The sequence below is a fragment of the Massilia haematophila genome (assembly GCF_042647645.1).
GTDB classification, from domain to species: Bacteria; Pseudomonadota; Gammaproteobacteria; order Burkholderiales; family Burkholderiaceae_D; genus Telluria; species Telluria haematophila.
Map to the genome: position 1 here is coordinate 174,631 of NZ_JBHRVV010000001.1, position 25,199 is coordinate 199,829.

A 25,199-nucleotide genomic window follows, 5' to 3' on the forward strand; every position below is an offset into this window, starting at 1 on the left:
TTGTACTGCCACCTCTATCGTTCAGTCTTCATCAAGTCGTGCCGACCTGATCATGACGAAACAAACGCAGGCATCAAGCCATGTTCTGGTTCACGAATTCCCAGTTGACCAGGTTCCAGAACGCTTCCACGAACTTGGCGCGGGCGTTGCGGTAGTCGATGTAGTAGGCGTGTTCCCAGACGTCGCAGGTCAGCAGCGCCTTGTCGTCGGATGCCAGCGGGGTGTGGGCGTTCGAGGTGTTGACGATGTCGACACCGCCGTCGGCCTTCTGCACCAGCCAGGTCCAGCCCGAACCGAAGTTGCCGACTGCCGACTTGGTGAATTCTTCCTTGAACTTGTCGAACGAACCCCACTTGGCGTTGATGGCGTCAGCGACCTTGCCGGTCGGGGCGCCGCCGCCGTTCGGGCTCATGCAGTTCCAGAAGAAGGTGTGGTTCCACACCTGGGCCGAGTTGTTGAACACGCCGCCCGAGGATTTCTTGACGATCTCTTCCAGCGACATGTTTTCGAACTCGGTGCCCTTGATCAGGTTGTTCAGGTTCGTCACGTAGGCCTGGTGGTGCTTGCCGTAGTGGTATTCCAGCGTCTCGGCGGAGATGTGTGGCTGGAGTGCGTCTTTAGCGTACGGCAGCGGCGGCAGAGTATGTTCCATGTCTTATTCCTTGATTGGTTGGAAACGAAGTGGTTCTTCCGAAACGGCATATTCTAAACCGGATGGGCGGACGTTGCATGTTTGCTGCGTAGTCGTCTATCTATCCACCCTAACAATTGTCATTCGAGCACGGACTGCACGCTCGACACCCGCACCTCGGCGCTGCCTTCGGCCAGGCGTACCGTCAACGCCGAGCGCGCCTTGATCTGGCCGGGCGCGCGCAGCGCCTGGCCCTGGGCGTTGCTGACGATGGCATAGCCGCGCTCGAGCGTACGTTGCGGGTTCAGCAATTCGAGCTGGGCCGCCAGCGCCGTCAGGGCGTCGCGCCGCTGTTTGACCTGGCTGCACACGCTGGCGTTCAGGTGGCGTTGCTCGGACATGATCTGGGCCCGCAGGGTGCGCAGGTCGGGACGGTGCCGCGCCCAACGCTGTTGCAGCTGGGCCAGGGTCACGCCGCCGCGGTTGATCGGCACCCGCAACGCATGGGTGAGCGAGGCGGCCATCGCGCGCAGCTTCAGGCGCTGGTGGGCGATCTGGGCGGTCGGGCTGAGCAGGCGCCGGCTGAGGTTGTCCAGGCCCTGGTTGGCCTCGGACAGTTGGCGCCGCATGGCGCGCCGCAGGTCGAGCGCGTCGGCCGACAGCGAGGCCAGCCAGTCCTCGCGTGGCGTGGCGGCCAGTTCCGCCGCGGCCGTCGGCGTGGCGGCGCGCATGTCGGCGGCAAAGTCGGCGATCGTGACGTCGGTCTCGTGACCGACGCCGGCAATGACGGGGATGGCGCAGGCGGCGATCGCGCGCGCCACGCATTCCTCGTTAAAACTCCACAGATCCTCGATCGAACCGCCGCCGCGCACCACCAGCAGCACGTCGACCTCGGCGCGGGTGGATGCCGTCATGATGGCCTCGGCGATCTTGTCGGCGGCAAACTGTCCCTGCACCGGGGCAGGGTAGAGCACGATGTTCACGTGCGGCGCGCGGCGCTTCAGCGCCGTCAGCACGTCGCGCAGGGCGGCCGCCTGCGGGCTGGTGACGATGCCGATGCTGCGCGTGAACAGCGGCAGGGCGCGCTTGCGCTCCTGGTCGAACAGGCCCTGGTTCGCGAGCTTCTCCTTCAGGCGCAGGAAGGCTTCGTAGAGCTGGCCGACGCCGGCGCGGCGGATCGCCTCGACATTGATCTGGTAGTCGCCGCGCGCGCCGTACAGCGTCACCAGCGCGCGCACCTCGACCTTGTCGCCTTCGCGCGGCACGAACCCGGCATACTGCGCGCGGCTGCGGAACATCACGGCGCGCACCTGGGCCGCGTCGTCCTTGAGCGTGAAGTACCAGTGGCCCGAGCTGGCGCGGGTGAAGTTCGAGATTTCCCCGCCGATCCACACCAGCGGAAAGGAACGCTCGAGCAGGCGCGCGACCTGCTGGTTCAGCGCGGTGACGGACAGCACGGGCGGCGCGGCGTAGGCGGTGTCGGAGTCGTTATCGTTGAGCATGGTTGAAGTCCTGATGCATAAGCCGAGAAGCTTATGGCACATCCATGACGGTCCGACAAGAGGTTTTTGAATCGAATCGCGCCGCCTTATTTGCGGGCAGCGGAGGGTGATTTGTTTTAAATCAATGACTTAGATGGGGCGATATGCACTTGGGCACAATGTTATCCACAAAAAATGTGAGGAACTCGGCAGTAAGCGCATGGACCTGCCAAAATTCCGGGCATGCAGAACTATTCCCTTATAAATCAAGTGCTTGGTAGTTATCCACCGGCCTTGCGCACATCTTTTTCCACAGTTTATGTGAAAAGTTCATGCTACGGCCGAGCTGGTGGACAGGGGTTGTGGGAAAAACTTCGTCTCACTCCCCTTCGTCGCGTGGGAGCGATGGGCTGGAATGGTCGTGCTAAAAAATCGTGCAGGAGAATTTTTCTATTTAAAATCAATGGTCTTGCGCTATCGCAAGGCGCTTCCTCACAATTTTGTCCACAGAAAATGTGAAGAAGCGCAAACCTGCTCGGTCTGGGCGCCGGTTGGCCGAGCTACCGGCATCCCGCGCAGCGTCAAGCGTCGGCGGCGGGAGTAGTGCATAACGATCAGGGGGCCGCATGGATTCGTCCATTTTCCCAGCTTAAACCGAGCGCTACAGTATTTCGCACGGCTTAATGTTGTGCTTGCTCAAAAATCAGGCGGTTGGAAAATGCGACGTATATTCAAACACTTAAGCTGTCGTGGAAGGCCTTGCTCACATTCTTTTCCACAGAAAGTGTGCATAGTCCCCAGCTTGCCTTCATCGCGCCAAGTCCGCTAATGCATCGCTTCCCCCAGCGAACGAAGTCGGTGTGGACAAGTCGTACTGCTTACTTTCCTTGCAGAGGCACTTTCTCCTTTGAAATCAATGATGTTGACGTGTATCAATACTCTTGCTCACAATTTTGTCCACAAAAAATGTGGGGAAATGCGTTGGCGCCAGATGACGCGAGCATGGGGAGTGCATGCCGCATTCTTCAGCAGCAAAACATTATTGAGACAAATCAATGGCTTAGCGTGGATGCAGTCTCATTGCGCACATTTTTATCCACAGAAAATGTTCAAAAGTGGGTAAGGCAGTGGCTCCGCTCAGTCTCTCGGCCTGCCGCGAACCCCGAGCTGCCAACCCTGCCGTTTTCTTGCGCAAGGGAAAAATTCCCTTAAGAATCAACGGCATCCCAACATGGGGAGGCGCTTGCGCACAATTTTATCCACAGAACTTGTGCAGAACTGTACTTGCCGCAGCGGCGGCAACTTGTTACATTGCCGAATTCGTTACTGTTCTGTCAGGAGTTCACTTGCTCGCCATTATCCAAGCCGCAGGCTGGCCCATCTGGCCATTGTTGATTGCCTCGATCATTGCCTTGGCCCTCATCATTGAACGCTTGATTTACCTGCGCCGCGAGAAGATCCTTCCGAAGCAGTTGCTGGGCGAAGTCATCAACGTCTACCGCAGCAGGAAAGTAACGCCCGAGATCGTGGCCACGCTGGAAAACAATTCGCCGCTCGGCGCCGTGCTGGCCGCCGCGCTGCGCAATGTCGACGCCCCGCGCGAGGTCATGAAGGAGTCGATCGAGGAGGCAGGTCGCGGCGTCGCCCACGTGCTCGAGCGTTTCCTGACCACGCTCGGCACCATCGCCTCGCTGGCGCCGCTGATGGGCCTGTTCGGCACCGTGGTCGGCATGATCGAGATCTTCGGTTCGCAGAACGCCGCCGGCGCCAATCCGGCCCAACTCGCGCACGGCATCTCGGTGGCCCTGTATAACACCGGCTTCGGCCTGGCGATCGCCATGCCGGCCCTGGTGTTCTACCGCCACTTCCGCGCCCTGGTCGACAGCTTCATCATCGACATGGAGCTGCAGGCCGTGAAATTCGTCGACGTCGTCCACGGTGACCGCAAATGATCGATTTCCGCCGCGGCCGCAAGCGCGAGGACCCGGAGATCAACCTGATCCCCTTCATCGACGTGCTGCTGGTCGTGCTGATCTTCCTGATGGTGTCGACTACCTACAGCAAGTTCACCGAGCTGCAGATCACGCTGCCGACGGCCGACGCCGAGAAGGCGGCGGAGAAGCCGTTCGAGATCAACGTCACCATCGACGCCAAGGGTAACTACACGGTGAACAACACGCCGGTGTCCTTCCACGGCGTGGCCGGCCTGGCCGACGACCTGAAGGCGGCGGCCCGCTCCGGTCCGAACGGCCAGCCGGTGGCGGACCCGGTCGTCATCGTGAATGCCGACCAGTTCGCGATGCACCAGATGGTCATCAACGTGCTGGAGGCGGCGCGCCTGGCCGGCTATGACAAGCTGACCTTCGCCGCCCAGACCGGCGGCAAGAAGTAAACCCGGGCGGTCCCGGCGTCCACGCGATCGCAGCAGGCGGACACCGGCGCCGCTGCTGCGATCCAGGCCTTTCATGTCCAAGAATAATTCCCTCGAATCGACCCTGACCCGCGCCTGGCTGCGCCGCGGCCCGCTGGCCTGCGCGCTGTGGCCGCTGTCGCTGCTGTTCCGTGCGCTTGCCGCGCTGCGCGCCGCCCTGTTCCGCGCAGGCGTCCTGAAGTCCGGGCGCCTGCCGGTGCCGGTCGTCGTGGTCGGCAATATCTTTATCGGCGGTACGGGCAAGACGCCGCTGACCATCTGGCTGGCCGAGGCCCTGCGCCAGGCCGGGATGCGCCCCGGCGTGATCTCGCGCGGCCACGGCAGCGCAGAAGAGGGTGGCGGCGACAGCCCGCGCGCGGTGACGGTCGATTCCGATGCGCGCGCCGTCGGCGACGAGCCGCTCCTGATCGCGCGCCGCGCCAGGGTGCCGGTGTTCGTCGGCCGCAAGCGCTTCGAGGCGGGCAGGGCGCTGCTGGCGGCGCATCCGGAAGTCGATGTCCTCCTGACCGATGACGGCCTGCAGCATTACGCCCTGGCGCGCGACGTCGAGGTGATCCTGTTCGACGGACGCGGCGTCGGCAACGGCTGGCTGCTGCCGGCCGGCCCCTTGCGCGAGCCGCCCGCGCGCCGGCGCGACTTCACGGTGGTCAACGCGCCCGACGTCACGCCGCAGCTGGCGCGCGCCGTCGGCGGACAGCCCTTCCGCATGCAGCTGGCGGGCGACATCGCCGAGCGCCTGCGCGACCCCGCCGAGCGCGTGCCGCTGGCGAGTCTTGCCGGCCGGCGCATCCTGGCCGCGGCCGGGATCGGCAATCCGGGCCGCTTCTTTGCCATGCTGCGCAATGCGGGACTGACCTTCGCGGAGCTGGCGCTGCCCGATCATTACGACTTTCGCGAAGACCCGTTTGCGCGTGTGGATGCCGATGTCATCCTGATCACCGAGAAGGATGCAGTAAAATGTGGGCAACTTGAAAACCTGAAGCACGATCCGCGCCTGTGGGTCGTGCCGGTCAGCGCGCGCATCGATGCCGCGCTGGCCGAACAAATTGTGGAGAAATGTCGTGGACGCTCGACTGCTTGATATCCTGGTCTGCCCGCTGTGCAAGGGACCGCTCGAATACGATAAGAAGGCCCAGGAACTGACCTGCCGCCCGGACCGCCTGGCATACCCGATCCGCGACGGCATTCCGATCATGTGGGCCGACCAGGCGCGCAAGATCGAGGCGCTCTGAGTATCGACATGACGTTCACTGTCATCATTCCGGCGCGGCTCGCGTCGACCCGCCTGCCGAACAAGCCGCTGGCCGACCTCGGCGGCAAGCCGATGGTCGTGCGCGTGGCCGAGCGCGCCCGTGCGTCGGGCGCGACCCGCATCGTGGTCGCCACCGACCATGCCGATATCCTGGCGGCCTGCGCCGCCCACGGCGTCGAGGCCGTGATGACGCGCGCCGACCATCCGTCGGGCACCGACCGCATCGCCGAAGTGGCGCGCGCGCTCGGCCTCGGTCCGGAGGAGGTCGTGGTCAACCTGCAGGGCGACGAGCCGCTGATCGATCCCGCGCTGCTGGCCGCCTGCGCCGCCCGCATCGAGGCCGGGTTGCCGATGGCCACCTGCGCGCATCCGCTGCATGCGGTTGCCGACGTGTTCAACCCGAACGTGGTCAAGGTGGTGCTCGACCGGCAGGGGCGGGCCTTGTATTTTTCGCGCGCCACCATTCCCTGGGCGCGCGACGCCTTTGCCGCCTCGCGCCATACGCTGCCGGCCGCGCTGCCGGTCGATTACGCGCCGCTGCGCCACATCGGCCTCTACGCCTACAGCAACGCCTTCCTGCAGGCCTATCCGGCCCTCGAGGTGTCGCCGCTGGAGCAGGTCGAGGCCCTGGAACAACTGCGCGTGCTGTGGCACGGGCATCCGATCGCGGTCCACGTCACCGACAGCGCGCCCGAAGCGGGCGTCGACACCCCGGAAGACCTGGCGCGCGTGCGCCTGCATTATCCGTCTTGATCTCCGCAGAAATTGATTTGCGGAGCGTCTGCGGCGCCTCAAAAATTTCAGGTTTTCGACCCCGACGCTACCCGCCGGGGTTGGCGTTGACGCTGACTTTTGTGGTAAGTTTCGTGTCAAGCTAGTCAGATATGCATCAATCCCGATTGTTTGCCAACACATTTACAGTTATCAACATCCGTCTTAGGAATTCTTCATGCGTCTCATTCTGTTAGGAGCGCCCGGCGCCGGCAAAGGCACCCAGGCTAACTACATCAAGGAAAAATACAACATCCCGCAGATCTCCACCGGCGACATGCTGCGTGCGGCGATCAAGGCCGGCACCGAGCTGGGCCTGGCGGCGAAAAAGGTCATGGACGCGGGCGGCCTGGTCTCGGACGACATCATGATCGGCCTGGTGAAGAACCGCCTGCAGGAAGCCGATTGCGCCAACGGCTACCTGTTCGACGGCTTCCCGCGCACCATCGCCCAGGCCGACGCCATGAAGGACAACGGCATCAACGTCGACTACGTGCTGGAAATCGACGTGCCCGACGAACTGATCGTCGAGCGCATGAGCGGCCGCCGCACCCACCAGGCGTCGGGCCGCGTGTACCACACCAAGTTCAACCCGCCGAAGGTCGCCGACATCGACGACGTCACCGGCGAGCCGCTGGTCCAGCGCGACGACGACAAGGAAGAAACCGTCAAGAAGCGCCTGTCGGTCTACCACAACCAGACCGAAGTGCTGCTCGGCTACTACAACAAATGGGCCCAGTCGGGCCTGCCCGGCGCCCCGAAGTATCGCAAGATCTCGGGCGTGGGCCCGGTCGAACAAGTCAGAGACGCGGCCTTCGCCGCACTCTCCGAGTAAGACAGAAAGCGGACGCAAGCGTCCGCTTTTTTTTCGGGGTTACGTTCATATCCCATCCCCCCGAGCGTGTAAAAAAGCCTCCAGGGCAAGGCGCACCGCCGCAGCGGCGGACCGCGAAGACAGTACGCTAGTACGGCGAGACGAGTGCAACGCTGCCATGGAGGTTTTTTTACACGCTCGGGAGTACTAATGGTTTGAATCAAAGGATTGCAGTACGCAGTGAGGCAGACTGCTCCGCCAAAGGGCTGGGCATTCTTTCAATGTGTGGTGTTACTTGATCAAAAACTAAGGGGACGATATGGCAGCAAACCTGATCACGTTTGCCGTGGCGTGTGGTGTCATCGCGGTCATCTACGGACTCTGGGCGCGCGCCTGGATCCTGCGCCAGGATGCGGGCAACGCCCGCATGCAGGAAATCTCGCTCGCGATCCAGGAGGGCGCCGCCGCCTACCTGGGACGCCAGTACCGCACCATCGGCATCGTCGGCCTGGTGTTGCTCGTTGCCATCTACTTCCTGCTCGGTGCCTGGACCGCCATCGGCTTCCTGGCCGGCGCGGTGCTGTCCGGCGCCTGCGGCTTCATCGGCATGAACGTCTCGGTGCGCGCCAACGTGCGCACCGCCCAGGCGGCCAGCAAGGGCATGAACGAAGCGCTCGACGTCGCCTTCAAGGGCGGCGCGATCACCGGCATGCTGGTGGTCGGCCTGGGCCTGCTCGGCGTTACCCTGTTCTACTGGGCGCTCACGTCCAACGGCGACAGTGCGCTGTCGCGCCACGACGTGATCAAGCCCCTGATCGGCCTGGCCTTCGGCGCCTCGCTGATCTCCATCTTCGCGCGCCTGGGCGGCGGCATCTTCACCAAGGGCGCCGACGTCGGCGCCGACCTGGTCGGCAAGGTCGAGGCTGGCATTCCCGAGGACGATCCGCGCAATCCGGCCGTGATTGCCGACAATGTCGGCGACAACGTCGGCGACTGCGCCGGCATGGCGGCCGACCTGTTCGAGACCTACGTCGTGACACTGATCGCCACCATGCTGCTGGGCGCGCTGATGATCGACGCCGGCGCCGGCGACGCGGTGCTCTACCCGCTGCTGCTGGGCGCGGTGTCGATCATCGGCTCGATCATCGGCTGCGCGATGGTGCGGGCCCGTCCCGGACGCAAGATCATGTCGGCGCTGTACACCGGCCTGTGGTGGGCGGCGGGGCTGTCGCTGATCGGGTTCGCCGTCGTCACCTGGATGGTCTGGGGGGACCCGGAAATGCGCGCCAGCATGCTCGGCTGCGCGATCGTCGGCATCGTGCTGACCGGGCTCATGGTCTACATCACCGAGTACTACACCGGCACCGAGTTCAAGCCGGTGCGCCACATCGCCGAAGCCTCGACCACCGGGCACGGCACCAACATCATCGCCGGGCTGGGGGTGTCGATGAAGTCGACCGCCTACCCGGTGCTGGTGGTGTGCATCGCGATCCTGGTCGCTTTCCAGCTGGGCGGGCTGTACGGGATCGCGGTGGCGGCCACGGCGATGCTGTCGATGGCCGGCATCATCGTCGCGCTCGACGCCTACGGGCCGATCACCGACAACGCCGGCGGCATCGCCGAGATGAGCGGCATGCCCGATTCGGTGCGCGCGATCACCGACCCGCTCGACGCGGTCGGCAATACCACCAAGGCCGTCACGAAGGGCTATGCGATCGGCTCGGCGGGCCTGGCCGCGCTGGTGCTGTTCGCCGATTACACTCATGCCCTCGATTCGGTCGGCAAGTCGGTGGTGTTCGAACTGTCGAACCCGATGGTGATCGTCGGCCTGTTCATCGGCGGCCTGATTCCCTACCTGTTCGGGGCGATGGCGATGGAAGCGGTGGGGCGCGCGGCCGGCGCGGTGGTGGTCGAGGTGCGGCGCCAGTTCCGCGACATCGTCGGCATCATGGCCGGCACCGGCAAGCCCGAGTATGACAAGGCGGTCGACATGCTGACCGCCTCGGCGATCCGCGAGATGATCCTTCCCTCGCTGCTGCCGGTGGTGGTGCCGATCCTGGTCGGCATGCTGCTCGGACCGGCGGCCCTGGGCGGCATGCTGATGGGCACCATCATCACCGGCCTGTTCGTGGCGATCTCGATGACCACCGGCGGCGGCGCCTGGGACAACGCCAAGAAATACATCGAGGACGGCAACTACGGCGGCAAGGGCTCGGACAGCCACAAGGCGGCGGTGACCGGCGACACCGTGGGCGATCCCTACAAGGACACGGCCGGCCCGGCGGTCAATCCGCTCATCAAGATCATCAATATCGTGGCGCTGCTGCTGGTGCCGCTGCTGCCGGCGGCCGGATGGATGTCGGTCTCGGCGCCGCAGATCGCGGGCATGCGCGACGTGTCGCAGGGAGCGGTGCATACGCCGGCAGCGAGCGCGGCGCACCGGGCGCCGCAAGGGCAGGTAACCGTGCCGATGAGCGTGCCGATGAGCGTGCCGGTGAGTGCGCCGGTGAGTGCGTCCGATGCGGCACCGCTTGCAGCGCCGGGCGCCGCGTCGGCTACCGGCGTCCCCGCCGGGACCGCCGAGGCAAGGCTGGCGCCGGATGCGCGCCCGCCCGGCGGCTGAACGTCCGCGCTCAGGTTGCGGCGAGCGCCTTGTCGACCGCCGCCGACAGCGAGGCGTGATCCGAGTCGCCCAGGTAGCGCTCGCCGTTGATGAAGAAGGTGGGCGTGCCGTGCACGCCGAGCGCGCGCGCCTGTTCGGCGTGGACGTCGACGCGGTCGCGATAGCGTGCGTCTTCGACCTCGTCGTCGAAACGGTCCACGTCCAGGCCCAGGGTGTCGGCGATCGCCGACAGCGCGCCGGCGTCGAGCTTGGCCTGGTTGGCGAACAGCGTGTCGTGCATTTCCCAGAACTTGCCCTGGGCGCCGGCCGCTTCCGCCGCCTGGGCGGCCGCCTCGGCGAACGGATGCTTGTCGGCCAGCGGCAGGTGCCGGAACACCAGGGCCAGGCGTTCGCCATGGCGCGCTTGCAGTTCGCTCAGCGCCGCATGCGCGCGGGCGCAAAACGGACACTGGAAATCGGCGTACTCGATCAGGGTGACGGCCGCATTCCTGCTGCCGCGCAGGTGATCGTCGTCCGAGATGCTCAGTTCTGTGCTCATCCATGCCTCCACGGTGATGCCGGCGATGCCGGCGCGGCAACATGATGGCACGAGGCGTCGGGAGCGCGCCGCAGGTTTCCGCGCGTCACCCCCCTCACGGTCTCAGCGCGCCGCGCCTGGTCAGAACACGCACATCTTGTTTGCCTCCTCGCGCAGCCAGCCGCGGAAATCCGGATGGGCAATCGCGATCAGTTCCTGGGCCCGCTGCTTGGCCGACTTGCCGCGCAGCTGGGCCACGCCGTATTCGGTGACCACGTAGTTGACGTCGTTCTTGCTGGTGGTGGCGTGGGTGCCGGGCGTAAGCGTGGGCACGATGCGCGAGATGGTCCCGTCCTTCGCGGTGGACGGCAACACGATGAAGGACTTGCCGCCGCGCGAGCGATTCGCGGCGCGCACGAAGTCGACCTGGCCGCCGGTGCCGGAATAGGGCAGGTGGGCGATGCTCTCGCTGCCGCACTGTCCCAGCAGGTCCACCTGCAGGCTGGCGTTGATCGAGACCAGCTTGTCGTTCTGCCCGGCGATGTACGGGTCGTTGGTGAAGTTCGACGGGTGCATCTCGAGCATCGGGTTCTGGTGCATGAACTCGTACAGGCGGCGCGAGCCGAGGGCGAAGGTCGCCACCATCTTGCCCGGCAGCAGGGTCTTGCGCCGGTTGGTGACGGCGCCGCACTCGACCAGCTTGAGGATGCCGTCGCCGATCATCTCGGTGTGGATGCCGAGGTCCTGCTTGTGGGTCAGCTGCATCACCACCGCGTCGGGAATGCCGCCGTAGCCGATCTGCAGGGTCGAGCCGTCCTCGATCATGTCGGCGACGTGCTTGCCGATGGCTTCCTGCACCGGGCCGATGGTGGGCAGGCCGACTTCCATGATCGGATCCTCGCTCTCGACCAGCGCCGTGACCTGCGACACGTGCACGTGGCACTGGCCGTGTGCGAACGGCACATTGGGGTTTACCTCCAGCACCACCACGCGCGCCTTGGCCACGGCCGCCATGGTGTAGTCGGTGCCCAGGCTGAGCGAAAAATAGCCCTGCGGGCTCATGCTCGAGGCCATGGCGAACACCACGTCGGCCGGCATCAGGCCGCGCTCGATGAGGGCCGGGATCTCGGAAAAATAATTCGGGATGAAATCGCACCAGCCGCCCTGGCCGCCGCCGCGCGAGGCGCCGCCGAAGAACAGGGCGGCGTGGCGTACGTGACGCGCGGTGTCCTGCTCAAAATAACCGTACTTGCGCATCGCCAGGATCTGGGCCACGCGAATGTCCTGCCAGCGGGTACGCCCCTCGGACAGCGCGGTGAGCAGGGTGGGCGGCTCGCCGACACCGGTCGGCACGATGATCATGTCCTTGTCGCGCAGGTGCGCCAGCGCATCCGCGGCGCTCGTGCGCCGGGCCTGGTAAAGCTCTTGAACCGTCTGCATTGCCGTCTCCATCTTGTGGTTTTTAGGTAACTTCGAGGTAACTTCGAGGTAACCTTCGGGGTCACCTTCGGGGTTGCTTTCGTGGCCGCCGCCGTGCTGCCGCAGGCGTGTCCCTGCCGCCAGCGTAACGCCGGTTCCTGACGTGGACTTGACGGCGGCGCGGAAGCGCGCGCCCCTGTCCACCATGGCGGAAGATAATTGCCTTATCGGTCAAGCTGTCGCATGGAGGTCCACCATGAAACGCGCCAAACACTCGAAACCTTACCGCGCCGCCCAGATCGCCCTGGCCCTGGTGGTGGCCCTGGCGGCCGCCGCGGCCGCGCACGCGGCCCAGCCGCAGGCGGCTCAGTCCCAGGCGGGGACGTCCCAGTCGGGCCAAACCCAGTCGGGCCAAACCCAGTCGGGCCAGCCGCAATCGAGCCAGTCGCCACCGCAGCTGACGCCGGTGCCGGCGGCGACCGGACCGCGCTACGGCCCGGAGCTGCATCCGCAGGCGCCCAGGTCCGAGCCTGGCGCCCAACCCGAGCAGACCCCGCAGGCGCAGGAAGAAAAAGCCGGCGGCATGCCCCAGCAGCCCCGCCACCAGGAGGTCGACCCCTCGGCGCGGCCGGCGCCTCAGCAGACGGATCCGGCCAGGAGCAAGGGCAAACAAGACCCGAACAAGCAGGCCAGGACGGCGCCGCGCCGTTCGGTGCAGGTCAACGTGGCGCGGGTGCCCGAGGTCCAGCCCGCGCCGGGCCTGCCGATGGCCGCGCCGCCGCCCGCGCAGCCGGTGCCCCTGCGCCCCGCTCCAGCCCAGGTCAATTGTGTCGGCAACACCTGCAACGACGCGGCCGGCACCACCTACCAAACCGGCGTGGGCAATGCGGCGCTCACCAGCCAGGGCCGTCTATGCACCCAGCATGGCAGCACGATGCAATGCTTTTAATGCATGGCATTTAATGCGGACGTGGTTTTTCCCGTCAAAAGTTCGCTACAATCTCGCGGGTTGACGTTAACGTAAACGTCAAAAAGAACGCGAAAAGGAAAAACCATGCAAATTCAGAATAATGTGTTCATCGTCACCGGCGGCGCGTCGGGCCTGGGAGCAGCTACTGCGCGCATGATCACCGAAGCCGGCGGCAAGGTCGTCATCGCCGACGTGCAGGCCGAGGCGGGCGCCGCCCTGGCGGCCGAGCTCGGCGGCCAGTTCGTCAAGTGCGACGTCACCCAGGAAGCGGACGGCCAAGCCGTGGTCGCGGCGGCGGTGGCCCTCGGCACCCTGCGCGGCCTGGTCAACTGCGCCGGCGTGGCGCCGGCCGTCAAGACCGTCGGCAAGGATGGTCCGCACCCGCTGGACGTGTTCCAGCGCGCGGTGAACATCAACCTGGTCGGCACCTTCAACATGGCGCGCCTGGCGGCGGAAGCGATGGGCAATACCGAAGCGGCCGAATACGGCGAGCGCGGCATCATCATCAACACGGCCTCGGTCGCGGCCTTCGACGGCCAGATCGGCCAGGCGGCCTATGGCTCGTCGAAAGCGGCCGTGGCCGGCATGACCCTGCCGATGGCGCGCGACCTGGCGCGCAGCGGCATCCGCGTGATGACCATCGCCCCGGGCATCTTCGAGACCCCGATGCTGATGGGCATGCCGCAGGAAGTGCGCGATTCGCTGGGCAAGATGGTCCCGTTCCCGCCGCGCCTCGGCATGCCGAAGGAATACGCGCACCTGGCCAAGGCGATCATCGAGAACGTGATGCTGAATGGCGAGACCATCCGTCTCGACGGTGCCATCCGCATGCAACCGAAATAAGGCAGCTGGACACCTGTCACATTAGAGCGTGGCATGAGCCATCTGACAATTTGATGTAGGATGCCAGACGATGTTGGGCGTGCACGGCCGCTGGCCGGTCACGCCCTTCCTTCTTTTGGAGAACCCATGATCAAGTTGAAGATGCTCGCCAGTGCCGCCGCCCTGGCCATCCTGGCCGGCGCCATGCCGGTCGGCCACGTGTTCGCCCAGGAGGCGGCCCAGGCGACGGCCAACGACAGCGCCCAGCGCGCCCCCGAGATCGCGACCGGCTATACCGAGAAGGCCGGCTGGGCCGCGCGCAAATACATGGTGGCCGCCGCCAATCCGCTGGCGGTCGAAGCCGGTTACGAGATGTTGAAAAAAGGCGGCAGCGCGATCGATGCCGCGATCGCCACCCAGATGGTGCTTACCCTGGTCGAGCCGCAAAGCTCGGGCATCGGCGGCGGCGCCTTCCTGGTGCACTACGACGGCAAGAAGACCCAGGCCTTCGACGGCCGCGAGACCGCGCCCGCCGCCGCCGACGAGCACCTGTTCGAAAAGCCCGACGGCACGCCGCTCTCGCGCACCGCCGGCGTCGTCGGCGGCCGCTCGGTGGGCGCGCCGGGCGTGCTGCGCATGCTCGAACTGGCCCACAAGCAGCACGGCAAGCTGCCCTGGAAAACCCTGTTCGCGCCGGCGATCCGCCTGTCCGAACAGGGCTTCCCGGTCAGCGCCCGCCTGAACGGCATGCTGATGTGGGACGCCCACCTTCGCAAGGACCCGACCGCGGCCAGCTACTTCTACGACAAGGAGGGCCAGCCCTGGCCGGTCGGCCACGTGCTGAAGAACCCGGCGCTGGCGAAGACGCTGCGCGAGATCGCGGCCAAGGGGGCCGATGCCTTCTACCAGGGCCGCATCGCACGCGACATCGCGCACAAGGTCAGGTCGCATCCGACCAACCCGGGCCTGCTCACGACCAGGGACATCGCCGCTTACCGCCCCAAGGTGCGCGAACCGGTCTGCAGCGACTACCGCGTCTACACCGTCTGCGGCATGCCGCCGCCGTCCTCGGGCGGCATCGCGGTGGCCCAGATGCTGGGCATGTTCGAGACGCGCGACATGGCGAAACTGGCGCCGGCCGACGGCGTGCCGGGACCGGATGCGGTGCACCTGTTCTCCGAAGTGGGGCGCCTGGCCTATGCCGACCGCAACCGCTACGCCGCCGATACCGACTTCGTGCCGCTGCCCGGGCGCGGCCTGCCGGCGCTGATCGACAAGGATTATCTCGCACGTCGCGCCGCGCTGATCGGGGAACGCTCGATGGGCGAGGCGCCGGCCGGCAATCCGCCCAGCATGGAAATGGCGTGGAACTGGGGCAGGGACAACGCCATCGAGACCCCCTCCACCTCGCACCTGGTGGTGGTCGACGGCCACGGCGCCGGCCTGTCGATGACCACCACCGTCGAGGATGCCTTCGGCTCGCGCCAGATGGTCGACGGCTTCATCCTGAACAACCAGCTGACCGACTTCTCCTTCGCCGCGCGCGACAAGGACGGTCCGGTGGCGAACCGTGTCCAGCCGGGCAAGCGTCCGAGGAGCGCAATGTCGCCGACCATCGTGTTCGACAAGCAGACCGGCAAGCTGGTGCTGGCGGTCGGCTCGCCCGGCGGACCGGCGATCATCAATTATGTCGCCAAGACCCTGGTCGGCACCCTCGACTGGGGCCTGAACATGCAGCAGGCGATCGCCTTGCCGAATTTCGGCAGCCGCAACGGTCCGACCGAGATCGAGGCGGGACGCTTCCCCCAGGCGACGGTTGACGCCCTCAAGGCGCGCGGCCACAAGGTCCAGCAGACCGAACAGAACTCCGGCCTGCACGGCATCATGCGAATGTCCATCCACGGCGAGCCCTGGTGGTTCGGTGGTGCGGATCCGCGACGCGAAGGCGTTGCAAAGGGTGATTAAGCAACAATAATTTCCCTTTGGCTCCAGATTGTTTGTTACCCTTGTGGGGTGAATACGGAACAGACAAGCGGAGCGATGTTGATCAGGCAAGGTGCGCAGCCAGCGCGCCTTGCCGCATTCCCGTTCGCCCAAGCAGCGGCGGGAGCGGCGGGAGCGGTGACGCGGGCATGAAGGCGCTGCTGTTCGTCCTGCTGCTGGCGCTGGCCGGCGGGTTCGTCATGCCGGCCGGCGCCGCGCCCGCGCCCACGCTGCGCTTCGAGCACCTCAGCGTCGACGATGGCCTGGCCCAGGAGTCGGTGCTGGCCATGGCCCAGGATGCCGACGGCTTCATGTGGTTCGGTACCCAGAACGGCCTGTCGCGCTTCGACGGCTACCGCTTCGTCAACTTCCGCAACGCCGTCGGCGATCCGACCACCCTGGCCAGCAACTGGGTGCGGGTGCTGCACGTCGACCCGCAGCGCCGGCTCTGGATCGGCACCGACGGTGGCCTGGCGCGCTACGATGCCGCGGCCCAGGCTTTCCAGCACTTCCTGCCGGACGAGCCGGCACGGCGCGGCAACGGCAACCGCCACGTGCGCGCCATCGTCGACGACGGCAAGGGCGGCCTGTGGATCGGCACCGGCGACGGCTTGCAGCACTTCGACATCGCCAGCGGCAGCTTCACGACCTGGCACCACGTGCCGGGCGACCCCGACAGCCTGGCCAGCGACGACATCACCTCGCTCGCGCTCGACCGCACGGGCCGGCTGTGGGTCGGCACCGCTGCCGGCGTCGACAGCTTCGCGCCCGCGAGCGGGCGGTTCGCGCATCACCGCAGCGGCCCCCAGGGCCGGCGCGATGCCGTGCAGGCGCTGCTGCTCGATGGCGCCGGCGCGCTGTGGATCGGGTCCCTGGGCGGGCTGGAGCGCATGTCGCTGGCCGGACCGGACGCCGGCCGGCGCCGCTACTTCGGGCCGGACGACGGTATCCCGCGCGCCTGGATCAGCGCGCTCTACGAGGATGCCGTGGGCCAGGTCTGGGTCGGCGCGCACGACGAGGGGCTGTACCGCTGGGACGCCGCGCGCGCGCGCTTCGAGGCCCACCGCCAGGTCATCACCGACAGCCACAGCCTGGCCGACAACCACATCGCCGCCCTGTACCGCGACCGCGTCGGCACCTTCTGGGTCGGCACCTGGTATGCCGGCGTGTCGCGGGTGGACCTGGGCAGCGGCGGCTTCGCGCGCATCGTGCGCGAGCGCGACGGCGCGGTCAGCGCCGACAACCGCGTCAAGGGCATCGAGAACGACGGCAACGGCAAGATCTGGCTTGCCGCCACCACCAGCCTGCAGTTGTACGATCCCGCATCGAGCGCGCCGAACCGCATCTGGCGCCACGAACCGGGCAATCCGAACAGCCTGATCGACGCCGCCGTGAACGCGGTCGTGCGCGACCGCCAGGGCCTGGTGTGGATCGGCGGGCGCACCGGCATCACCAGCTTCGACCCGAAGAGCGGCCGCTTCGTGCGCCAGGTGCTGGTGCCGGGCGAGTCCAATGCGAACACGGTGCGCGCGATGTTCCTGGGGCGCGACGGCATGCTCTGGATCGCCACCCGCGGCGGCCTGCACATGCTGGACCCGGCCACGCGCCGCCTCGTCAGCTACCGCCACGATCCGGCGCGCCAGGCCAGCCTGTCCGACAACACGGTGCGCCCGGTGCTGGAAGACCGGCGCGGCCGGCTGTGGGTCGGCACCTTCCACGGCCTCGACCTGCTCGACCGCGCCAGCGGGCGCTTCCGCCATTTCCGCCACGACCAGTACGATCCGACCAGCATCAGCAACGACGAGGTCCACTACCTGATGGAAGACCGCGTCGGCAACGTCTGGGTCGGCACTGCGGTCGGCCTGAACAAGATGGTGACGGCCGCCGACGGCTCGGTCAGCTTCGTGCGCTACACCATGCGCGATGGCCTGGTCGACGACGCCGTGGCCGCCATGCTCGAGGACGAGGACGGCGCGATCTGGGTCAGCACCACCAACGGCCTGTCGCGCTTCGATCCCGCCAGCGGCACCTGGCGCAGCTACATGGCGGCCGACGGCACCATCGACGGCGCCTACTTCGACGCCTCGGCCGCGCGCGCGCCCGACGGGACCCTGTATTTCGGCGGCTTCAACGGCATCACCGCCTTCGATCCGCGCGCGCTGCGCTACAACCGCATCGCCCCGCGCGCCGTCATCACCGGCTTCCAGATCTTCAACCGCCCGGTGCAGCAGGCCTGGCCGGAGCTGCTCGACGGACCGGTGGAGGAGATGCGCGCGATCACGCTGTCGTCGAAGCACTCGGTGTTCTCGATCGAATTCTCGGCCCTGCATTACGCGGCGCCCAAGCGCAACCGTTTCGCCTACAAGCTGGAGGGCTTCGACCGGCAGTGGGTCAACGCCGACGCCGGCAAGCGCTTCGCCACCTATACCAACCTCGACCCCGGCCAGTACGTGTTCCGGGTGCGCGCGGCGAACAAGGACGGGGTCTGGAGCGAGACCCCGGCCACCTTGACGATCACGATCGAGCCGCCGGTGTGGGGCACCTGGTGGTTCCGCGTCACCGCGCTGGCGTTCCTCGCCAGCGTCGCCATCGGCGGCTACCGCCTGCGCACGCGCCGCCTGCGCCGCCAGCAGCTGCGCCTGGAGCGCCTGGTCAGCAGCCGCACCGAGGAGATCGCGCTGCAGAACCGCCTGCTCGAACGCCAGACCGAGGAACTGCGCGCGCGCGAGCAGGAGGTGCGCCGCAATACCCTCGAGCTGGCCGACGCCAACCAGGCGCTGCACGAGAACGAGCAGCGCCTGCAGCTGGCCGCACGCCGCGCGGAAGACGCGGCGCGCCAGAAGTCCGAGTTCCTGGCCAACATGAGCCACGAGATGCGCACCCCGCTGGCGGGCGTGATCGGCATGCTCGGCTTCGCGCTGCGCGACGGCCGGCTGCGCGAGTCCACCCGCGAGCAGATCGAGCGCGGCCAGGCGAATGCGCAGTCGCTGCTGGCGATCATCAACGACCTGCTCGACTTCTCGAAGATCGAGGCCGGCAAGCTGACGATCGAGAACATCGACTTCGCGCTCGACGCGGCGATCGGCAATGTCGCCGCCCTGTTCGAGGAGCAGGCCGCGGCGCACAGCGTGGGCTTCGCCATCGCGCTGGCGCCGGACCTGCCGCGCTTCGTGGTGGGCGATCCGACCCGCCTGCGCCAGGTGCTGGTCAACCTGGTCGGCAACGCCTTCAAGTTCACGCCGGCCGGACAGGTCAGCCTGCACGTCGAGCGCCGCGACGAGGACCAGCCGCCGGCGACGCGCAAGGGCATGCACATGATCCGTTTTTCGGTGCACGACACCGGCATCGGCATCGCGCCCGACGCGCTGCCGCGCCTGTTCCAGAAATTCGAGCAGGCCGACGCCACCACCACGCGCCGCTACGGCGGCACCGGCCTGGGGCTGGCGATCTGCCGCCAGCTGGTCGAGCTGATGGGCGGCGCCATCGAGGCGCGCAGCGAGCAGGGCAAGGGCAGCACCTTCAGTTTCGTGCTGCCCTTGCCGGAAGGCGCCGAGCCGAGCCGCCCGCAAGTTGCGCCGCGCCTGCCGCACAGCCACCGCCTGCGCGTCCTGTGCGCCGAGGACTTCGCCACCAACCAGATCATCGCCCGCATGCTGGTCGAGGACATGGGCCACGAGATCGAGGTCGTCGAGAACGGCGCGCTGGCGGTGGCGGCCTGCGCCCGCACGCGCTTCGACATCGTGCTGATGGACGGGCGCATGCCCGAGATCGATGGCGCCACCGCCACGCGCCTGATCCGCGCCGGCGGCACGTTCGATGCGCCGGTGCTGGACCCGCAGCTGATGATCGTCGCGCTCACGGCCAATGCCAGCGACGAGGACCGCGACCGCTACCTGGCCTGCGGCATGGACGGCTTCCTGGCCAAGCCGATCGACGAGGCGGCGCTGCACCAGCAACTGAGCCTGGCGATCGAGCGCCAGCTGGGGCGCGGGATCGCGCTGCCGCCGATGCCCGCCGCGCCCCCGCTGGCCGCGCCCATGCCTGCGCCCACGCCGATCTCCACGCCGACCACGGCCGAACTCGATGCCATGTTCGGTGTGGCGCCCACGGCCGCGCCCACGCCGGCGCCGCGCGCCGCCGCCTTCCAGGCGCGCCTGCGCGCCGCCTTTGCCGCCGACCTGCCGCGCCGCCGCGCCGACCTGCGCGCCGCCCTCGACGCCGGCGACGACGATGCCTGCGGCCGCGTGCTACACGGCCTGCGCGGCAGCGCCGCCCACCTGGGCGCCGTCGAACTGGCGGTCCTGTGCGCGCAGCTGGAGAAGGCCGCCGACGCCGGCCGCCGCGACGAGCTGGCCGCCGGCCTGCCGCGTCTGGAAACCTTGCTCGAGGCCTTCGATATCATTTCGCCGGCCTGATTTTTTGCTAACAATGTATAATGTTTATTCAAAGCAATAAATGCCTGGGAGGGGCGATGCAGGTGCTGGTGGTCGACGACGATGTGGTCTCGCGCATGATGCTGATGCACCTGGTGGACAGTTGCGGGCGCTACGACATCCTGGAGGCGGAGGACGGCGCAGACGCCTGGCGCCAGCTCGAGGCCGGCCTGCGGCCGGCGCTGGTGTTCTGCGACCTGCGCATGCCGCACCTGTCGGGCACCGAATTGCTGGGGCGCGTGAAGGCCGATCCGGCATTGCGCGCCACGCCCTTCGTGCTGGTCTCGGCCGCGAACGACGCCGAGACGATGGGCGAGGCCGCCGCGCTCGGCGCCGACGGCTACGTCGTCAAGCCGTTCCGGGTCGAGCAACTGCGCCCGCACCTGGCGGCGCTGGCGCCTGACGAAACCCTGGACGAGAGCGCGCGCCGGCTCGGCATCGACCTGGCGCGCCTGCAGCTCTACCTCGGCGGCCTGGAGCGCCAGCTGCGCGATGCCGCCGCCAGTCTCGGCGCCTGGCTGGTCCCCGGCGATGCCGAGGGCGCGCGGGCACGCCTGGCGCGCCTGGGCGAGGGCTGCAGCACCCTTGGCCTGCACGCCGCGGCGGCATGCCTGGCGCGCGCCCAGGGCATGCTGGCGCCGGAGCCCATCGGCGCGGGGCTGCACGAAGCCGCTACGCTGGTGCGGCGCCAGCTCGAGCGCACCGGAGAACGCGCAAGCACCTGAACGCGGCCCCGACAATTCGCTTGTCGAGCAGATTGTTTAGATTTAAAGTATCTCCCGGATAGTCGGCTGACACCACTTTCGGGACGACCATGACAAGCTCGCACGCCGCAGCATTGAGTCCTTCCTCGCACGTCGACGGGTTCGCCCGCGACCATCTCCCGCCGCCTGACGAGTGGCCGGAATTCCTGTTCGAACTTCCTTCCTTGCACTACCCGCGGCGCATCAATTGCGCTGCCGAGCTGGTGGACGCGGCGCTGGCGCGCGGCTGGGGCGAACGCACCGCCCTGGTCGGCGCCCGCGAGCGCCTCAGTTACGCCGCGCTGGCCGCGCGGGTCGACCGCATCGCCCACGTCCTGCGGCGCGACCTGCAACTGGTTCCCGGCAACCGCGTGCTGCTGCGCGGCGCCAACTGCCCGACCATGGCCGCCGCCATCCTGGCCGTGTTCAAGGCGGGCTGCATCGCGCTGCCCACCATGCCGCTGCTGCGGGCGCGCGAACTCGGTGCGATCGTCGACAAGGCGCGGGTGGACGCGGTGCTGTGCGCCGCCTCGCTGCGCACCGAGATCGACGCGCTGCGCGAAACGCCGGGCGCGGCCTGCCCGCCGGTGACGCTGTTCGATCTGCCCGACCACGCGCATGGCGACCCCGCCGGCCCGGCCGATCCGGCCTCCCTTGAAGCGTTGATGGCGCGTCACGACCAGCCGTTCGAGGCGGTCGACACCGCCGCCGACGACGTCTGCCTGATCAGCTTCACCTCGGGCACCACCGGCATCCCGAAGGGCACCATGCACTTCCACCGCGACGTGCTGGCGATCTGCGACTGCTTCCCGGTGCATACGCTGCGTTCGACCATCGACGACGTCTTCATCGGCACGCCGCCGCTGGCCTTTACCTTCGGCCTGGGCGGATTGCTGCTGTTCCCGCTGCGGGTGGGCGCGGCCGGCGTGGTAATCGAAAAGCTCACGCCCGAGACCCTGCTCGATGCGATTGCGCGGCACCGCGCCACGGTCTGCTTCACCGCGCCCACCTTCTACCGCCAGATGGCCCAGCTGGCTTCCCGCTTCGACCTGTCCAGCCTGAGCCGCAGCGTCTCGGCCGGCGAAGCGCTGCCGCTGGCCACGCGCGACGCCTGGCAGGAGGCGACCGGCCTGGCCATGATCGACGGCATCGGCGCCACCGAAATGCTGCACATCTTTATTTCGGCCGCCGGCGACGCCATCCGGCCCGGCGCCACCGGCAAGCCGGTGCCCGGCTACCGCGCCTGCATCCTCGGCGAGGACGGCGAGCCGCTCGGGCCGGGCGTGATCGGGCGCCTGGCGGTGAAAGGGCCGACCGGTTGCCGCTACCTCGCCGATCCGCGCCAGCGCGACTATGTGCAGGATGGCTGGAACCTTACCGGCGACGCCTACGAAATGGATGGCGACGGTTATTTCTACTATCGTTCGCGCCTCGACGACATGATCATCTCGGCCGGCTACAACATCGCCGGCGTCGAGGTCGAGGAGGCGCTGCTGCGTCATCCGGCAGTGGCCGAATGCGCCGTCATCGGCCGCCCGGACGAGGAGCGCGGGCAGGTGGTCGAGGCCCATGTCGTCGTACGCGGCGGCCACGCGCCGGGCGATGCGCTGGCGGCCGAACTGCAGGCGTTCGCCAAGACCCAGATCGCGCCCTACAAGTATCCGCGCCGGATCGTGTTCCGCGCATCGCTGCCGCGCACCGAAACCGGTAAACTGCAGAGGTTCAAACTACGCGCCGAAGCGCTTTAGACCAGGATGCAGGATTTCGAAGGGGAAGACGACCAGCGCGACGCGCTCGACCTGGCAACGCGCCTGACCGGGGACCACCACCAGTCGCTCAAGCTGTGGCTGCGCATGCTCTCTTGCACCGTGCGCATCGAGAACGAGATTCGTACGCGCCTGCGCGCCGGTTTCGGCATCACCCTGCCGCGTTTCGACCTGATGGCCCAGCTCGAGCGCCATCCGGACGGCTTGCGCATGGGCGAGCTGTCGCGGCGCATGATGGTCACCGGCGGCAACATCACCGGCATCACCGACCAGCTCGAACGCGAGGGCCTGGTCGCGCGCGTGCCCGATCCCCAGGACAAGCGCGCCTTTGCCGTCAGGCTCACCCCGGCCGGCCGCGACGCCTTCGCGGCGATGGCGAAGGTGCACGAAGGCTGGGTCGAGGAATTGCTGGGGCATGTGCCCGCCGAGGACAAGGAGCGCCTGATCGGGCTCCTGGACGGCATGAAGGCGGGCCTGGACGGGCGGGGCAGGGCCTAGCCGCCGGGCCGTATGCCGGGCCGTATCTTTGCTGCGGCTGGCTGCGGCTTAGCCGCGCTCGTGCTCCTTGCGTGGCGTGGATGCTTCCTTGGCCGCTGGCTTGTAGGTGATCACCCGGTAGATGTACCAGGCCAGCAGGATGCCGAAGATCACTTTCGACACCGGATCGATGTACTTCGAGACTTCCTTGTAATTATCCTCGAGCAGATAGCCGGCGGCAGTCAGCAGCCCGGTCCAGGCCAGCGAACCGACGCTCGAGTACAGCAAGAACTGGCCGAGCGACATGTTCGACAGGCCCGCCGGGACCGAGATCAGTGTGCGCACCGCCGGCACCAGGCGCCCGAACAGCACCGCCTTGCGGCCATGCTTGCGGAAGGCATCGAGCGACTTGTCGATGTCTTCCGAGTTGAGCGTCAGCCAGCGTGCCTTGCGGTCGGCCAGTTTCCGCAGCCGCTCGCAACCATACACCTTGGCCGCGTAATACCAGGGCAGGGCGCCCACGACCGAGCCGGCCGTGCCGGCGATCAGCACGCCGACCACGTTCAGGTCGCCGCGCGCGGCAACGAAGCCGGCGAAGGGCATGATCATCTCCGACGGAATCGGCGGAAAGATATTTTCGAGCGCCATCAGCGCGAACACGCCGAGGTAGCCGCTTTTCTCGAGAAATTCAGTGATGAATTCGAACATGGGGCCATCCTGTCTGCCGGTAGTCCGGACATCGTAACCGGGACGGTGGCGCCTTTATGTTCGGCAGGGCACGCTTGACGCTATTTGGTCTGCTATCCGAAGAGTTTATAGGTGACCAAATATATTTCCTGTTCAGTTGGATATTGGTATTCGTATGGACAAAAGTGAATACCTTGGATTAGCATGAATATTTATTAAGAACAGTGCTTTCCGGATCCAGACGAAAATGAAACGACAAATTGAAATGGCGCAACTACGCCGCCCACCCAACCGCCTGACATCGGCCGAATATGCGATGTACAAGTTGGAAGGCTTATCTTGGGAAGAGAAATCCGCGTTTCTCGGGGAAAATTCCGGTACCGCCATCAATACGAATAATGATCTGCGAGCACAATACCTTACCCTAGATAAACTTATTACCTATGGTATTTTGCGGTTTCATCAATTTCCATTTCCGGAAATTAAGGCAATTGGTCACCCAACGCGTAATTTCCCTGGTGCCATTTCTCTGCGCTCGGTGGACGAAGTCGCAGCCTATCTCGCGACGCAGGTTGATTTTCCTATTTTCATGAAGCCGATCGCCGGCAATGCCGGCGCCGGCTCGGTCTGGGTCGAGGCTTTCGAGGATGGCATGCTGCGGCTTCGTAACGGCAAGACGGTGGCGGTCAAGGAGTATTTCGAGCGCTGGCTCGGCAAGGAAGGCATCCTGCTCCAGGTGGCGGCGCGTCCACACCCGAGATCGCCCTGCGCTTCGGTCCGCGGCTGGCCACGGCGCGGGTGGTCGTCCTGATGAGCAATAGCGGACCCATCGTGCACCGCGCCGTCCTGCGCATTCCCGTGGGGCAGAACATGATCGACAACTTCCAGCATGGTGCCTCGGGCAACCTGCTGGGCGCGATCGATATCGACACCGGCATCATCTCGAACGTAATCGGGAAGAAAAACATGGGACTGGAAACCATCCCCGCGCATCCCGATACCGGCGAGCAGATCATCGGTTGCGCCGTGCCCGACTGGCAGCAGGCCAAGGAGATGTGCATCGCGGCTGCGCCATTGTTCCCAGGTATCAAATACCAGTCATGGGACATCGCCTTCACGGACCAAGGGCCGCAAACCATGGAGGTCAATTCCGGCGGCGACGTCGACGTGCTCCAGCTCGCTTCCGGACGCGGCATTGCCGACGCCACCTGGTGGAAACTGATGCGCGAACCGGCACCGCGCAATTTCCTGCGCCGTTTGCTGGTTCGCAATGGGCCTTGGAGTCAAGGTTTCTGAAGCAGGACTTGGCGCCCCGAGGTCGCTCGGGGCGAAGGGCGTTCGCGGGAATGTCGTAGGCGCCCAGGGACCGTACCTGAACC

21 protein-coding genes are annotated in these 25,199 nt (G+C 66.6%); 16 read left to right on the forward strand and 5 right to left on the reverse strand.

Features of this window, described 5'->3' with window-relative positions; genetic code table 11:
* Window positions 1-73 precede the first annotated feature (73 nt).
* Together ACFOPH_RS00795 and xseA are read right to left on the reverse strand one after the other, a co-directional pair.
* Window positions 74-652, reverse strand: coding sequence for a superoxide dismutase (locus ACFOPH_RS00795; RefSeq protein WP_312550169.1), 579 nt, complete (start codon window positions 650-652; stop codon window positions 74-76).
* A gap of 119 nt (window positions 653-771) precedes the next feature.
* Window positions 772-2,133, reverse strand: coding sequence for an exodeoxyribonuclease VII large subunit (gene xseA / locus ACFOPH_RS00800; protein ID WP_379732868.1), 1,362 nt, complete (start codon window positions 2,131-2,133; stop codon window positions 772-774).
* Between the two features lie 1,325 nt (window positions 2,134-3,458).
* Here xseA and ACFOPH_RS00805 point away from each other — a divergent pair.
* The 7 genes from ACFOPH_RS00805 to ACFOPH_RS00835 all read left to right on the forward strand — a co-directional run bounded on the left by ACFOPH_RS00805 (window position 3,459) and on the right by ACFOPH_RS00835 (window position 10,003).
* Complete coding sequence (locus tag ACFOPH_RS00805) at window positions 3,459-4,064, forward strand: MotA/TolQ/ExbB proton channel family protein (RefSeq protein WP_312550167.1); 606 nt, start codon at window positions 3,459-3,461, stop codon at window positions 4,062-4,064.
* On the forward strand, window positions 4,064-4,504 hold the full coding sequence (locus tag ACFOPH_RS00810) for an ExbD/TolR family protein (protein WP_312550176.1): 441 nt from the start codon (window positions 4,064-4,066) through the stop codon (window positions 4,502-4,504). Before ACFOPH_RS00805 ends, ACFOPH_RS00810 begins: the two co-directional genes overlap by 1 nt.
* 73 nt (window positions 4,505-4,577) lie before the next feature.
* Window positions 4,578-5,624 (forward strand): tetraacyldisaccharide 4'-kinase, encoded by a 1,047-nt coding sequence (gene lpxK, locus ACFOPH_RS00815; RefSeq protein ID WP_312550166.1) that lies wholly within the window; start codon window positions 4,578-4,580, stop codon window positions 5,622-5,624.
* Complete coding sequence (locus ACFOPH_RS00820; protein ID WP_312550165.1) at window positions 5,605-5,775, forward strand: Trm112 family protein; 171 nt, start codon at window positions 5,605-5,607, stop codon at window positions 5,773-5,775. The genes lpxK and ACFOPH_RS00820 overlap by 20 nt, the downstream gene beginning before the upstream one ends.
* Window positions 5,776-5,783: 8 nt before the next feature.
* A complete protein-coding gene (kdsB, locus tag ACFOPH_RS00825) occupies window positions 5,784-6,548 on the forward strand; it encodes a 3-deoxy-manno-octulosonate cytidylyltransferase (protein WP_312550164.1) in 765 nt (254 codons plus the stop codon).
* A gap of 196 nt (window positions 6,549-6,744) precedes the next feature.
* The gene (gene adk, locus ACFOPH_RS00830; protein ID WP_312550163.1) at window positions 6,745-7,401 is read left to right on the forward strand and encodes an adenylate kinase; all 657 of its coding nucleotides are present in this window, start codon (window positions 6,745-6,747) and stop codon (window positions 7,399-7,401) included.
* Between the two features lie 298 nt (window positions 7,402-7,699).
* Entirely contained in the window at window positions 7,700-10,003 is a 2,304-nt protein-coding gene (locus ACFOPH_RS00835; protein WP_379732871.1) for a sodium-translocating pyrophosphatase, read from the forward strand.
* Between the two features lie 10 nt (window positions 10,004-10,013).
* Here ACFOPH_RS00835 and ACFOPH_RS00840 read toward each other — a convergent pair whose 3' ends face one another.
* Both ACFOPH_RS00840 and ACFOPH_RS00845 read right to left on the reverse strand, forming a co-directional pair.
* Window positions 10,014-10,541, reverse strand: a complete 528-nt coding sequence (locus tag ACFOPH_RS00840; protein WP_312550161.1) for a DsbA family protein — start codon at window positions 10,539-10,541, stop codon at window positions 10,014-10,016.
* 120 nt (window positions 10,542-10,661) lie between these two features.
* The gene (locus ACFOPH_RS00845) at window positions 10,662-11,960 is read right to left on the reverse strand and encodes an acetyl-CoA hydrolase/transferase family protein (RefSeq protein ID WP_312550160.1); all 1,299 of its coding nucleotides are present in this window, start codon (window positions 11,958-11,960) and stop codon (window positions 10,662-10,664) included.
* 235 nt (window positions 11,961-12,195) lie between these two features.
* Here ACFOPH_RS00845 and ACFOPH_RS00850 point away from each other — a divergent pair, with 235 nt between their 5' ends.
* The 7 genes from ACFOPH_RS00850 (at window position 12,196) to ACFOPH_RS00880 (ending at window position 23,154) form a co-directional block, all read left to right on the forward strand.
* Complete coding sequence (locus ACFOPH_RS00850; RefSeq protein WP_379732873.1) at window positions 12,196-12,888, forward strand: hypothetical protein; 693 nt, start codon at window positions 12,196-12,198, stop codon at window positions 12,886-12,888.
* A 105-nt stretch (window positions 12,889-12,993) separates the two neighbouring features.
* Window positions 12,994-13,752, forward strand: a complete 759-nt coding sequence (locus ACFOPH_RS00855; protein ID WP_312553973.1) for a 3-hydroxyacyl-CoA dehydrogenase — start codon at window positions 12,994-12,996, stop codon at window positions 13,750-13,752.
* A 126-nt stretch (window positions 13,753-13,878) separates the two neighbouring features.
* On the forward strand, window positions 13,879-15,696 hold the full coding sequence (ggt, locus tag ACFOPH_RS00860) for a gamma-glutamyltransferase (protein ID WP_312553975.1): 1,818 nt from the start codon (window positions 13,879-13,881) through the stop codon (window positions 15,694-15,696).
* Window positions 15,697-15,863: 167 nt separating this feature from the next.
* Window positions 15,864-20,129: a two-component regulator propeller domain-containing protein gene (locus tag ACFOPH_RS00865; protein ID WP_379732876.1), complete on the forward strand. Its 4,266-nt coding sequence runs from the start codon at window positions 15,864-15,866 to the stop codon at window positions 20,127-20,129.
* A 20-nt stretch (window positions 20,130-20,149) separates the two neighbouring features.
* Window positions 20,150-20,872, forward strand: a complete 723-nt coding sequence (locus ACFOPH_RS00870; protein WP_379732878.1) for a response regulator — start codon at window positions 20,150-20,152, stop codon at window positions 20,870-20,872.
* Between the two features lie 89 nt (window positions 20,873-20,961).
* Entirely contained in the window at window positions 20,962-22,638 is a 1,677-nt protein-coding gene (locus ACFOPH_RS00875) for an AMP-binding protein (protein WP_312551895.1), read from the forward strand.
* 6 nt (window positions 22,639-22,644) lie between these two features.
* Window positions 22,645-23,154 (forward strand): MarR family winged helix-turn-helix transcriptional regulator, encoded by a 510-nt coding sequence (locus ACFOPH_RS00880; RefSeq protein WP_312551894.1) that lies wholly within the window; start codon window positions 22,645-22,647, stop codon window positions 23,152-23,154.
* A gap of 48 nt (window positions 23,155-23,202) precedes the next feature.
* On the opposite strand, the gene ACFOPH_RS00885 is transcribed toward ACFOPH_RS00880, so the two are convergent.
* Window positions 23,203-23,841: a DedA family protein gene (locus tag ACFOPH_RS00885; RefSeq protein WP_312551893.1), complete on the reverse strand. Its 639-nt coding sequence runs from the start codon at window positions 23,839-23,841 to the stop codon at window positions 23,203-23,205.
* A 226-nt stretch (window positions 23,842-24,067) separates the two neighbouring features.
* On the opposite strand from ACFOPH_RS00885, the gene ACFOPH_RS00890 reads away from it, so the two are divergent.
* Both ACFOPH_RS00890 and ACFOPH_RS00895 read left to right on the forward strand, forming a co-directional pair.
* Complete coding sequence (locus ACFOPH_RS00890; RefSeq protein WP_379732881.1) at window positions 24,068-24,631, forward strand: hypothetical protein; 564 nt, start codon at window positions 24,068-24,070, stop codon at window positions 24,629-24,631.
* Window positions 24,632-24,651: 20 nt separating this feature from the next.
* The gene (locus ACFOPH_RS00895; RefSeq protein ID WP_379732883.1) at window positions 24,652-25,116 is read left to right on the forward strand and encodes a sugar-transfer associated ATP-grasp domain-containing protein; all 465 of its coding nucleotides are present in this window, start codon (window positions 24,652-24,654) and stop codon (window positions 25,114-25,116) included.
* Window positions 25,117-25,199: the final 83 nt, after the last annotated feature.